Origin of the sequence: Pseudomonas sp. 203-8, assembly GCF_020708595.1 — a bacterium.
In the GTDB taxonomy this organism is placed as follows: domain Bacteria; phylum Pseudomonadota; class Gammaproteobacteria; order Pseudomonadales; family Pseudomonadaceae; genus Pseudomonas; species Pseudomonas aeruginosa.
In genome coordinates this window covers 1-11,986 of record NZ_JAJFDF010000018.1, presented here as the reverse complement: position 1 = coordinate 11,986, position 11,986 = coordinate 1, and the positions used below count along the sequence as shown (strand labels likewise).

General features: G+C 67.8%; 13 protein-coding genes. 7 read left to right on the top strand and 6 right to left on the bottom strand.

What is annotated here, in order from left to right:
- Positions 1-3: 3 nt before the first annotated feature.
- Positions 4-453: a type II secretion system major pseudopilin GspG gene (gene gspG, locus LJF27_RS29795; RefSeq protein WP_003085349.1), complete on the bottom strand. Its 450-nt coding sequence runs from the start codon at positions 451-453 to the stop codon at positions 4-6.
- A gap of 233 nt (positions 454-686) precedes the next feature.
- Here gspG and gspI point away from each other — a divergent pair, with 233 nt between their 5' ends.
- Positions 687-1,061 (top strand): type II secretion system minor pseudopilin GspI, encoded by a 375-nt coding sequence (gene gspI, locus LJF27_RS29790; protein ID WP_003455149.1) that lies wholly within the window; start codon positions 687-689, stop codon positions 1,059-1,061.
- 2 nt (positions 1,062-1,063) lie between these two features.
- Here the strand turns inward: gspI and LJF27_RS29785 are convergent, their stop codons facing one another.
- A complete protein-coding gene (locus LJF27_RS29785) occupies positions 1,064-1,495 on the bottom strand; it encodes a type II secretion system protein N (RefSeq protein ID WP_004366502.1) in 432 nt (143 codons plus the stop codon).
- Between the two features lie 146 nt (positions 1,496-1,641).
- Between LJF27_RS29785 and gspH the strand changes: the two genes are divergently transcribed.
- Together gspH and LJF27_RS29775 are read left to right on the top strand one after the other, a co-directional pair.
- A complete protein-coding gene (gene gspH, locus LJF27_RS29780) occupies positions 1,642-2,091 on the top strand; it encodes a type II secretion system minor pseudopilin GspH (protein ID WP_003111910.1) in 450 nt (149 codons plus the stop codon).
- Positions 2,075-2,716, top strand: a complete 642-nt coding sequence (locus LJF27_RS29775) for a PulJ/GspJ family protein (RefSeq protein ID WP_010793836.1) — start codon at positions 2,075-2,077, stop codon at positions 2,714-2,716. The genes gspH and LJF27_RS29775 overlap by 17 nt, the downstream gene beginning before the upstream one ends.
- A 9-nt stretch (positions 2,717-2,725) precedes the next feature.
- Here LJF27_RS29775 and vreR read toward each other — a convergent pair whose 3' ends face one another.
- The 3 genes from vreR to vreA form a co-directional block, all read right to left on the bottom strand.
- Positions 2,726-3,685 carry an anti-sigma factor VreR gene (gene vreR / locus LJF27_RS29770; protein ID WP_003141154.1) on the bottom strand — a complete coding sequence of 320 codons (960 nt, stop codon included), beginning with the start codon at positions 3,683-3,685 and terminating at the stop codon, positions 2,726-2,728.
- A gap of 69 nt (positions 3,686-3,754) precedes the next feature.
- Positions 3,755-4,300, bottom strand: a complete 546-nt coding sequence (gene vreI, locus LJF27_RS29765; protein WP_003085329.1) for an RNA polymerase sigma factor VreI — start codon at positions 4,298-4,300, stop codon at positions 3,755-3,757.
- Positions 4,297-5,013 carry a TonB-dependent outer membrane receptor VreA gene (gene vreA / locus LJF27_RS29760; RefSeq protein ID WP_003120815.1) on the bottom strand — a complete coding sequence of 239 codons (717 nt, stop codon included), beginning with the start codon at positions 5,011-5,013 and terminating at the stop codon, positions 4,297-4,299. Before vreA ends, vreI begins: the two co-directional genes overlap by 4 nt.
- 165 nt (positions 5,014-5,178) lie before the next feature.
- Between vreA and LJF27_RS29755 the strand changes: the two genes are divergently transcribed.
- On the top strand, positions 5,179-5,499 hold the full coding sequence (locus tag LJF27_RS29755) for a hypothetical protein (protein WP_003455167.1): 321 nt from the start codon (positions 5,179-5,181) through the stop codon (positions 5,497-5,499).
- Positions 5,500-5,616: 117 nt separating this feature from the next.
- Here the strand turns inward: LJF27_RS29755 and pigA are convergent, their stop codons facing one another.
- Positions 5,617-6,213, bottom strand: a complete 597-nt coding sequence (gene pigA / locus LJF27_RS29750; RefSeq protein ID WP_003085321.1) for a biliverdin-producing heme oxygenase PigA — start codon at positions 6,211-6,213, stop codon at positions 5,617-5,619.
- A 251-nt stretch (positions 6,214-6,464) separates the two neighbouring features.
- Between pigA and imuA the strand changes: the two genes are divergently transcribed.
- From imuA to dnaE2, 3 genes are read left to right on the top strand one after another with little or no spacing between them, the layout of a single operon-like run.
- The gene (gene imuA, locus LJF27_RS29745) at positions 6,465-7,070 is read left to right on the top strand and encodes a translesion DNA synthesis-associated protein ImuA (protein WP_031628694.1); all 606 of its coding nucleotides are present in this window, start codon (positions 6,465-6,467) and stop codon (positions 7,068-7,070) included.
- 7 nt (positions 7,071-7,077) lie between these two features.
- On the top strand, positions 7,078-8,493 hold the full coding sequence (locus LJF27_RS29740) for a Y-family DNA polymerase (RefSeq protein WP_023116732.1): 1,416 nt from the start codon (positions 7,078-7,080) through the stop codon (positions 8,491-8,493).
- Complete coding sequence (gene dnaE2 / locus LJF27_RS29735; RefSeq protein ID WP_073654164.1) at positions 8,469-11,564, top strand: error-prone DNA polymerase; 3,096 nt, start codon at positions 8,469-8,471, stop codon at positions 11,562-11,564. Before LJF27_RS29740 ends, dnaE2 begins: the two co-directional genes overlap by 25 nt.
- Positions 11,565-11,986 lie beyond the last annotated feature (422 nt).

The following is an 11,986-nucleotide window of genomic DNA, read 5'->3' as shown; positions in this document are numbered from 1 at the left end:
CGCTCAGAGCTGCCAGGAGCCGATGTCGGCGTTGATGCCCTCGCCGCCCGGCTGCCCGTCGGCGCCGAGGGAGAACACGTCGATCTCGCCGTTCACGCCGGGATTCAGGTACTGGTAGGGCTTGCCCCAGGGGTCGTTGGGCAGGCGCTCCAGGTACGAGCGCCAGTTGCTCGCCGAGGCATCGGCAGGACGCTCCGCGAGCACCTTCAAGCCCTGCGCCTGGCTCGGATAGCGGCCCTGGTCGAGGCGGTAGAGCTTGAGCGCCTGCATCAGCCCGGAGATGTCCTGGCGCGCCGCGGTGGCACGGGCCTGGTCGGGACGGTCGAGCACCTTGGGTACCACCATCGCGGCGAGGATGCCGAGGATCACCACCACCACCATGATCTCGATCAGGGTGAAGCCCCGCTGTCCCCGATGTCCTTTCGGGCTGGAGCTGAACTGCACGACATCCATCTCGACACTCCTCGGCATGGTTCGATTCGCCGCGGATTGTTTCAGGAAGATATGTCAACGATATTGAAAATCCTCGGGTGCGCCGCTCTTCCGGAGGCGCCCGCAAGGCCCTGGAGCCGGGCTTTCCGGCAGGCGCCGGGGATGGCTCGCGGGAGCGCCCTCCCGAGCTTTTGTCAGGGATCGGTCAGATTTCCCGGCTAGCCTGGAAGTCCCCTTTCGCCGACCTTTCCGCGATGTCCACGCGCCTGTCTTCCCGCGGTTTCACCCTGATCGAAGTGCTGGTCGCGCTGGCCATCGTCGCCATCGCCCTGGCCGCGGCGATCCGCGCGGTGGGCCTGATGACCGACGGCAATGGTCTGTTGCGCGACAAGTCGCTGGCCCTGCTGGCAGCGGAGAGCCGGCTCGCCGAGCTACGCCTGGGCGTCGGCACGGCTCCGGGAAACAGTGATTTCGAATGCTCCCAGGGCCGCCTGCGGTTGTACTGCGAACAACGCGTCGAGGCCACCGACGACCCCGCGCTACTGTGGGTGGAAATCCGTGTGCGCACGCAGCGCGAACAGGCGGTGCCGCTGGCGCGCCTGAACACCCTGCTGAGCCGCTCCCGGTGATCTCAACCGCGCTTGAGGGTAGCCAGCGGCGGCGGTTCGGCGAGCCGCTGCATGGCCACCCGGCGAACCTCGCCGTTCTGCTCGATGAGCACCGCGTCGGCCTCGATCCGCCGCACCTTCGCCGCACGTGCCAGGACCTCGCCCTCGCGATAGGCCTGGGCCGGCGCGCCGTTCACCGAGAGGATGGCGATCGCCGCGGGACCACCGCTGATCAATCCCGCCAGTTGCACCTCGACCTCACCGGAAGGCGCCGCGAACCAGCGTTGAGCGGCGTCCTCGCCGCTGGGCGGCGGAACGTCGGCGACCTCGGCCTGGACCACGCCGGGAATCGGCGCCAGCAACAGATAGCCCCAGAACAGCAGGCCGGCGAGGATCGCCAGCACGGCGGCGAACTGGACCAGGCGGGGCGGATCGATACGGGGCATGGCCGGCATGGCGGGCTCTCCTGGCGTATGGGCGACGGGCGCCACGAACGGCGCCCCGGCACCAGCCTAGCGCGGAATTCTCTCCGTTATGTTTCACACGCCGATCATCTTCGTCGGGCACTCTGGAAACCTCTCTCTTCGCGGAGCGGCATCCGGTGAGGCGACCCCGGCAAGGCGGTTTCACCCTGATCGAACTGATGGTGGTGCTGGTAATCGTCGGCATCGCCACGGCGGCCATCAGCCTGAGCGCCCGCCCCGACCCGACGGGCCTGCTGCGCCAGGATGCCGCGCGCCTGGCGCGGTTGCTGGAAATAGCCCAGGGCGAAGCGCGGGTACGCGGTACGCCGATCCTCTGGCAGCCCAGCGCCAAGGGCTATCGCTTCAGCCCGCAGGCCTATCGCGGCAAGACCGACGCCTTCGCCGCCGACACCGAATTGCGCGCGCGCGACTGGCAGGCCGCGCCGCTGCGGGTCAGCGTGCGCCCGCCGCGACCGGTGTTGCTGGACGCCGAATGGATCGGCGCGCCGTTGCGGATAACGCTCTCCGACGGCCAACACAGCGTCACCGTGCTGCGCGAGGCGAACGGCCATGTCCGGGTACACTGAACGCGCGACGACGCGGCGCCGGCAAGCCGGCTTCACCCTGATCGAGGTGATGGTCGCGATCATGCTCATGGCCATCGTCAGCCTGATGGCCTGGCGCGGCCTGGACAGCATCGCCCGGGCCAGCGCGCACCTGGAGGACAGCACCGAGCAGGGCGCCGCGCTACTGCGCGCGCTGAACCAGCTGGAGCGCGACATCGCCCTGCACAGCGCCATCCGGGAGGAGACCGGCCTGCCCAGCGGCGACGAGCCGATCCGGGCCGGCGACAGCCTGCCGCCCGGACTCGCACTGAAGCGCCTGAGCGAGATTCCATTGCGCCTGGACATCGTCCGCGCCAGTACCGAGCCAGGCGCGCCGCTGCAGCGCGTGCGCTGGTGGCGACAGGGCAAGATCCTCTACCGCGCCGCCTCGCCCAGCGGCGACCGCCTGCCGTTGCCGCCGCTGGCGGAGCGGGTGGCTGTGCTGGACGACGTGAGTCGGTTCGAGATCCGTGCCTGGGTGCCGGGAAAGGGCTGGACGCGCCTGCCGGCACGCAGCAAAGTCCGCGCCAGCGGACTGGAGATCAGCCTGTCGCGGGTCACCCGCAACGGCGTGGAGCGCTATCGACGGGTGGTGGCCCTGCAATGAAGCGGTGGCTCAGCCGAGCAGCACCACCCCGCCCGGCAGGCGGGTGACCTCGATGCCATAGGCATCGCGGATCAGGGTCGCCACGTCGGCCAGTTGATCGAGGCTGAAACGGGCCTGGACCCGGCGTCGGCCAAGGGCCTTGTCCAGCAGCAGGAGCATGCCGGGACGGTAGCGGTTGATTTCGTCGATCACCGTGGCCAACGGTACGTCGTTGAACACCAGCATGCGCTCGCGCCAGGCCATCACCTCGGCAACGTCGAAAGGCACCGGCGGACCGTTGCGTCGCTCGTCGAAGGTCAGCTGCTGGCCGGCCTGGAGGTCCAGGCGCTGGCCGAGGTGTTCGAGCCGCACGCTGCCCTCCAGGCAGGTCACCACGCAGACGTCACCGCTGCTGCGCACGTTGAAGCGGGCCCGGCTGGCGCTCAGCCAGGCGCTCCCGGCCATCACCCGCAGGCTGCTCTGCGGCGGGTGGCTGGCGATGATCTCGGCCTCGCCGCCGAGCAGTTCGATGGTTTCCTGCTGCTCTTGATTGCGCCGCACGTTCAGGCGGGTGCGGGTGTTCATCTCGATCCGCGTCTCGCCGCTCACCTGCACCTGGCGCTGCTCGCCGACCGCCGTGACGTAGTCGGCGCCGCCCAGGCCATGGTCGAGCAGCGACGGGCGCAAGACGAACAACGCCACCGAGGCGGCCAGCGCACCGCCGACGAACCAGCGACGACCGAAACGCCTCGGCGCGATCTGCGCCACGGCCGGCGACTCCAGCGGCAGAGCGGCGGCACTGCCGAGTGCCTGCCAGAGATCGCGCGCCTCGACGAACGCTCGCAGGTGTTGCGGGCTGCGCGCACACCACTGGCGGAAGGCCCGCGCGTCGCCCTGGGTGACGCGTCCGGAGGTCAGGCTGATCACCCAGGCGTGCGCTTCGTGGCGAAGGTCGCCGGTTTCATCGGCGGCGGAGTCTGAGGCTGTCATGACTGTGCTGTACGGACACCGGAATGGCTCATGGGAGGGATATGGCGGCGGTTTTCCACCTGCTTATGCTTATGACGGTTTTCCGGCCCCGGGACCGAACCTCTGGATGACTTTTCTTTCCAGGCGCTCCGCGCAGAACCACAGGGCGGCCTTGAGTTCCTTCTCCACGGTGCGGGTGGAAATGCCGAAGCGACGGGAGATTTCCGCATGCGGCGTCTCTTCCAGGCGCGAGGCGATGAGAATCTGCCGACGCCGCGCCGGCAGTTCGCAGAGCGCCTCCAGCAGGCGACGGATCTCGGCGTGACCGCCGACGATGCGCTCCGGGTCGAGGCCTTCGTCGGCCACCTGCAACAGCTCCGCCACCTCCTCCCCGGTGAGCAGGCGGGCGTCGCCCTCGCGGCGGTCGGCGGCAATGTTCAGGGCAATACGGAACAGGTAGGCCTGGGGCTTCTTGACCTCCAGGGCATCATCCAGCCGGTCGACTCTCAGGTAGGTTTCGTGCAGCACGTCGCACGCCAGGTCCTCGGAGCCCAGGCGCCGTTTCAAGCGCGCCTTGAAGTCGTCGTAGGAGGCGAGGAACAGCTTCACCATCGCGCTTTGCCGCGAATCGCTCATGACCCTCCCACTCCCTCCGTCAGCTTGCATTCCATGGCCTTGCCCGTCGTCTTCGGCAGCAACAGGATGGTCAGCGGCTGGGCCAGCGTAGCGGGCGTCGCCTGCATCACCCGCACGCCGCGCAGGCTTTCCACCAGGGCGCTGTCCCGCTGCGGGTCGCCGGTCGAACCGAGCAGGCGACTGTGGCGAACCTCGCCGAAGCGACCGATCCAGAGTTGCAGCACCGCGCGATAGGTACCCGGACGAGTGCGCGGCGAGCGGCACAACTGTTCTTCCAGCGCCGCCTGGACCGCTCCCGCGTAGCGCCGATCCAGCGGCTGCTCGACCTTCGGCATCTCTGCCGGCAGCGGCGCAGCGTTCCTGACGGCCTGCGCCGGCAGCAGGGTGAACGCTTCCTGGCTGGTGTAGCGCGCCATCAGGCCGGTTCCGCCGAGCAGTCGGGTCAGGGCGTCGCTGGCGGTGAAGCGCCCCTGCAAGCGGGCCGAGCGCCGTCCACGAGCCAGCTCGCCATCCACCAGAACCGCCATTCCCGTCACCCCGCTGTAGGTCACCAGCGCCGATGCCAGGCTCTGCGGAGGAATATCGAACGCGTGCACCGCCAGGCGCAACGGCGGCCTGCCGCCATCGCCCGGCACGGCGCCGGACGCCGGCAGCAGCATGCCGAGACCGAGCAACGACACTGCGCACGACCTTGCCACCCCGAGGATCGACATCAACGGATTCCAGTCCGAACTACCCGGTTCAGGCCAGATGGCCATCACCCAGGAGGGACATCCTGATGGCACTGTGTGACTGTGGTGTGACGGTACCTGCGGTGACATGTTTTCACCGATTGCCGTATAAGCGGGAAACCACCATCCCAGCGCGGGAGAATCGCCATGCACCGTTCATCGCAGGTTCTGCCGGCCCTGATCCTGGGCCTGGCCATGAACGCCACCCTGGCCGACGAGCCGACGCCGCCGGCGAACTGCATCAACACCGAGGTCAACGGCTACCAGGCTTTGTCCTATGAATGCCTGAGCCAGCAGATGACCGATCCTGACAGCGCGGCCAGGACCCGCCGCGAACAGGAGCTGGATTCCGCCGCCATCGTCCGGCGTCCGCCAAACCAGCTCGGCCTGTACAACCAATCGGCGACGCGCATTCGCCTGGGCACCTCGTTCGGCAACTCAGTGGAAGCGCAGCGGCCGCCTCGCTAAGGGTCTCCGCAGGTCCGCGCTCCTGGCCGGCGGCGCAAGACAGAAAACCCCGGCAACCAGGCCGGGGCAATCGTCGTCGGCGAGGTTGGCCGCCGATCAAAGGACAAGGAACGCCCCTCAGGCGAAGGTACGCTCCAGCAGGTCGCCGAAACGATTGAAGGCATCGCTGGCGCCCTTGGCGGCCAGGCGCTCTTCTTCCTCGTTCAGCTCGATGCCGTCGAGGATCGCCACGAAGCTCTTCCAGCCTTGCGCGCGGCCGCCTTCCGGTTCGGCCAGATGGCGGGCGCCGAAGTTCTCGTCGAGTTCGAGCGCGGCGGCTTTCTTGAACAGGAACGCAGCGCCCAGCTTCGAACCTTCGGAAACGAACAGCCAGCCCAGTGCCTCGGCCAGGCTCAGGTCGGCCTCGCGCACGCTCTGGTCGCCCTCCGGCACCGGATGGCCGAGGTCCGCCAGGTCTGCACGAGCGGCGTCGTCGCGGGCGCGGGAAGCCAGGCCGGGGAACAGGCGGGCCAGCGCTTCGTTGCGATAAAGCGGCTCCAGGTCATGCTGGAAGAGGTACTGGGCGGCGACGAAGCGGGCGAAATTGTCCCGGCTGGCGAAGGGTTCCTTGCTTTTCACCAGGCTCTCCAGGCGCTGGTGCGGCTCGTTGGTCAGCAGGTTGAGGCGTTGCGAACGCAGGTTTTGCCGAGTGGATTCAGGGGCCAGGGTATCCATAGGGGAATTCCTTTCGAGGGACGGAACGCACTGGGCCGACATAGCGCGCCCAGGATCAATAACGATTCTCAATTATATTAGTTATTGAATCTCAGTGTCACATGAAAGGATGCCGACCGACTGCCATTGACCAGAAAAGGACTACAGCAAATACTGTATTTACATACAGCATTCGAGTTATTTCCTTGGCCTCCCTTTCATCCGTAGCCGACATCTCCCCACCCGCAGCCGTCGCCGGACGAGGCAATGGCATAGCGCTGAGTGCGCTGCTCGACGCACGTAGGATCTGGAAAGGCCAGTCCGCCGTACCGGCCGGCGCTTCCCTGCCCACCGGGCATGCGCGCCTGGACGCACTGCTGCCCGGCGGCGGTTGGCCGGAGCATGCCCTGAACGAAATCCTCCATGCCCGCGACGGTGTCGGCGAACTGCAACTACTGATGCCGACCCTCGCTCGCCTGACCCAGGCGCAACGTCGTGTCGTCCTGGTCGGCGCCCCCTATGTACCTTATCCGCAGGCCTGGCTGGCCGCCGCGGTCGACCTGCGCCACCTGGTCCTGTTGCAGGCCAGCGGACGCGACGCCTTGTGGGCTGCCGAACAGTGCCTGCGCTCGGGCAGTTGCGCCGCAGTGCTGTGCTGGCCGCAGCAGGCCGACGACCGCGCCCTGCGCCGCCTCCAGGTCGCCGCCGAAAGCGGTCAGGCCCTGGGTTTCGCCTATCGCCCCCTGCGCGAAGCGGTCAACCCTTCGCCGGCAGCGCTACGCCTGTGCATCGAAACCCGCCCCCCACGCCTGCGCATCCTCAAGTGCCGGGGCGGCCTCGCGCCGGCGACCGCCCTGCCGGCCAGCGCCTGGCAATGAGGCGGCCATGCTCTGGGCTTGCATTCTCCTGCCGCAACTGGCCATGGACAGCGCGCTGCGTCAACGGAGCAATCCCGACGCACCGCTGGCGCTGCTCGGCGGCCCAGCGCAGCGCCGGCAGTTGCAGGCGGTCAACCCAGCGGCACGCGCGCTCGGCCTGAAGCCCGGTCAATCGCTGATCGCCGCCCAGGCCCTGAGCCGGGACTTCGCCACGGCGGAATACGACCTCGCCGCCGTGGAGCGCTGGCAGGCCTTCCTCGCCGCCTGGGCCTACGGTTTCAGCTCGCAGGTCAGCCTGCACTATCCGCGTGCGCTGCTGCTGGAAGTGCAGTCCAGCCTTGCCCTGTTCGGCCCCTGGCCACGCTTCGAGGCCCGCTTGCGCAAGGAACTCACGGCGCTGGGCTTCCGCCATCGCCTGTGCCTGGCGCCGAACCCGGTGGCGGCGAGGGTCCTGGCGAACAGCCACGACGGCCTGGCCATCGAGGACGAGACAGCGCTGCAACGCCAGTTGTCCGCCCTTCCGCTGGACCGCCTGGGACTCTCGCGGGAGCTGGCCGTCGCCCTCGGACGCATGGGACTGCGCCATCTGCGCCAGGTCCTCGAGTTGCCGCGCGCCGCCCTGGCCCGTCGCTTCCCGGCCGAACTGCTGTTGCACATCGACCGCCTCTGCGGCCGCAGCCCGCTGGCGCTGGAGCACTACCGGCCGCCGGACACCTTCGACCTGCGCATCGAACTCAATTTCGACGTGGAATCGCACCAGGCCCTGCTCTTCCCCCTGCGACGGCTGAGCGCCGATCTCGCCGCCTTTCTCGCCGGACGCGACAGCGGCGTGCAGCGCTTCACCCTGCACCTGGAACATCACGGGCGCGCCGACAGCCAGGTCACGGTCGGCCTGCTCAGCGCCGAACGCGAGGCGGCCATGCTCTTCGAACTGACCCGCGGCCGTCTCGAACAGCTGCAACTGCCCGCCCCCGTGCATGCCGTGCGCCTGGAGGCCCGCGAGCTGCCTCCTTTCACGCCGCAGCACCGCGAACTGTTCGACGAGCGCCCACAGCAGTATCTCGGCTGGGAACAGTTGCGGGAACGCCTGCGCGCGCGGCTGGGCGACGAGGCGGTACAGGGCCTGAGCGCCGTCGCCGAACACCGTCCGGAGCGAAGCTGGCGGCCGCACAGCTGCGACAGGGCGCAATCGCCGGCAGCCTGCGGCCTCCGACCCGGCTGGCTGCTGGTGGAGCCACGCCCCCTCGGCGAGGCCTTGCCCACCGTGCTGGCCGGCCCGGAGCGGATCGAGTCGGGCTGGTGGGATGGCGAAGACATCCGCCGCGACTATTACCTGGTGGAAACCCGCAGCGGACAACGTGCCTGGGTCTATCGCGAGGTCGGTAGCGAGGGGCCGCTGTGGCTGCATGGCTGGTTCGCATGAGCGCCTACGCCGAACTGCATTGCCTGTCCAACTTCAGCTTCCAGCGCGGCGCCTCCAGCGCCACGGAACTCTTCGCCCGTGCAGCGCGCCTGGGCTATCGGGCCCTGGCGATCACCGACGAATGCAGCCTGGCCGGTATCGTACGGGCCTGGCAGGCGGCGCGGGAGCACCAGGTACAACTGATCGTCGGCAGCGAAATCCGCCTCGAACAGGGGCCCAAGCTGGTCCTCCTGGCGGAGGACCTGGAGGGCTACCAGAACCTCTGTCGCCTCATCACCCGCGGCCGGCGACAAGCCGACAAGGGCCACTACCGGCTGCTGCGCGAAGACCTGCAACAGCCGCTCGCCGGCCTGTTGGCGATCTGGTTGCCGAACGACCATGGGGACGAGCAGGCTGCCTGGCTCCGCGAACGCTTCCCCCAGCGCCTTTGGCTGGGCGTCGAGTTGCATCGCGGCGCCGATGACGATGCCCGCCTGGACAAACTGCTCGCGCTCGCCTCGCATCTCCGGCTACCGCCCGTGGCCTGCGGCGACGTCCACATGCACGCCCGCGGCAGGCGAGCCCTGCAGGACTGCATGACAGCGATCCGCAACCATCTGCCGGTCAGCGAGGCCGGCGCCTATCTCTTCCCCAACGGGGAACGCCACCTGCGTACCCTGGAGGCCCTGCAGGGGATCTACCCGCAAGCCCTGCTGGCGGAAACCCTGAAGATCGCCGAACGCTGCCGGTTCGATCTGGAACAGCTGAAATACCAGTACCCACGCGAATTGGTACCGGCCGGACACGACCCGGCGTCATGGCTCCGCCATCTCACCGAACAGGGCATCGCCAGGCGCTGGCCGAACGGCGCGAGCGCCAAGGTCCGCAAGCAGATCGAGAGAGAACTCGAGCTGATCGCCGAACTGGGCTATGAAAGCTATTTCCTCACCGTGCAGGACATCGTCGCCTTCGCCCGGGGCCGGAAAATCCTTTGCCAGGGCCGCGGCTCGGCGGCCAACTCGGCAGTGTGCTTCGCCCTCGGCATCACCGAGTTGGACCCGGACCGGACCAACCTGCTGTTCGAGCGCTTCCTTTCCCGCGAGCGCAACGAACCACCGGACATCGACGTGGATTTCGAACACGAGCGCCGCGAGGAGGTCATCCAGTACGTTTTCACACGCTACGGACGCCAGCGCGCGGCGCTGACCGCGGTGGTCAGCACCTACCACGGCGCCGGCGCGGTGCGCGACGTAGCCAAGGCCCTGGGTCTGCCGCCCGAGCAGGTCGACGTCCTGGCCAACTGCTGCGGCCGCTGGAGCGACCAGGCCCCCAGCGCCGAACGCCTGGAAGAGGCCGGCTTCGATCCGCAGAGTCCGATCCTGCGCCGGGTGCTGGCCCTGACCGACGAGTTGATCGGTTTTCCGCGCCACCTCTCGCAGCACCCCGGCGGCTTCGTCATCTCCGAACAGCCATTGGACACCCTGGTCCCGGTGGAGAATGCCAGCATGGCCGAGCGCACGGTGATCCAGTGGGACAAGGACGATCTCGACGCGGTCGGCCTGCTCAAGGTCGACGTCCTCGCCCTGGGCATGCTCAGCGCCCTGCGCCGCAGCTTCGACCTGATCCACGCGCTGCGCGGCGGCAAGCGGTTGAGCATCGCCAGTATCCCGAGCGAAGACCCGGCCACCTACGAAATGATCAGCCGCGCCGATACCATCGGTGTGTTCCAGATCGAATCGCGCGCACAGATGGCCATGCTGCCACGCCTGCGCCCGCAGAAGTTCTACGATCTGGTGATCCAGGTCGCCATCGTCCGGCCGGGGCCGATCCAGGGCGACATGGTGCATCCTTACCTGCGCCGGCGAAACGGTGAAGAGCCGGTGGCCTATCCATCGGCCGAACTGGAGAAGGTCTTCGAACGTACCCTGGGCGTCCCGTTGTTCCAGGAACAGGTCATGGAACTGGCGATCGTCGCCGCCGACTACACGCCGGGCGAGGCGGACGAACTGCGTCGTTCGATGGCCGCCTGGAAGCGTCATGGCGGCCTGGAACACCACCGCGAGCGGCTGACCCGGGGCATGCTCGCCAAGGGCTACGCGGCCGACTTCGCAGCGCGCATCTTCGAGCAGATCAAAGGCTTCGGCAGCTACGGTTTCCCTGAATCCCACGCCGCCAGCTTCGCCCTGCTCACCTACGCCAGCAGTTGGCTGAAACGTCACGAGCCGGCGGCCTTCGCCTGCGCCTTGATCAACAGTTGGCCGATGGGCTTCTACAGCCCCGACCAGTTGCTCCAGGACGCCCGCCGCCACACCCTGCAGACACGCCCGGTGGATGTCCGCCACAGCGGTTGGGATTGCAGCCTGGAGCCGTTCGGCCAGGCGCAACCGGCCATACGCCTCGGCCTGCGGATGATCCGAGGCTTTCGCGAGGAGGATGCCAGGCGTATCGAGCAGGTCCGGGAGGCCCAGCCGTTCCTCGACGTGCACGATCTCGGCCGACGCGCCAGGCTCGACGCCCGGGCCCTGGAGTTGCTGGCCGATGCCGGCGCCCTGCGCGGTCTCGCCGGACACCGGCACAAGGCGCGCTGGGCCGTCGCCAGCGTCGAGCCGCAATTGCCACTGTTCGCCGAAGGGACCGTCATCGAAGAAACCACGGTCAGCCTGCCGCTGCCTTCGCGCGGCGAGGAACTGCTGAGCGATTACGCTCTCCTCGGCACCACCCTCGGCCCGCATCCGCTGAAACTCTTGCGTGGACAGCTCAAGGCCTGCCGCTGCCGCGACTCCCGCGAACTGGCGAAACTGGGACATGGACGACCGATACGGGTCGCCGGCCTGGTGGTCGGCCGGCAGCGCCCACAGACCGCCAGCGGCATTACCTTCATCACCCTGGAGGACGAGTTCGGCATGCTCAACGTGGTGGTCCGGCACGACCTCGCCGAGCGGCAGAGGCGGCCATTCCTCGAGTCCCGGCTGCTGCAGGTGGAGGGCATCCTGGAGTCCTCCGGCGAGGTGCGCCACGTCATCGCAGGGCGCCTGCATGACCTGACCCCTCTACTCACCGGCCTGGACGTCCGCAGCCGGGATTTCCATTGAGACAAAGAAAAAGGCAGCTCGAGAGACGAGCTGCCTTGGGATGGCCAACAGGGATGGCCACGAAGGGGGGAGCGCTCAAGATACTGTTTATTCATACAGTAAATCAAGCGATTCCCTTCATCGGAAGCCACCTTTCGTCTTTCTCCTCGAAGCGAGGCTCTAACTCGCGGATCGGGATCGGTACGGCGAACGCAAGAGCGCCAGCGCCATGCGGATCCCCCCGGACTCTCGCTACGCTAGACGCGAAAGAGGACATGCCAGGAGGGTTTCGGCAAGGTGAACAGGAAGCACGCCTTTTTCCGCGCGCAAAAGCAAAACCCCTGGTCATCGCTGACCAGGGGTTTTGGGATAGGAGCTTGACGATGACCTACTCTCACATGGGGAGACCCCACACTACCATCGGCGATGCGTCGTTTCACTTC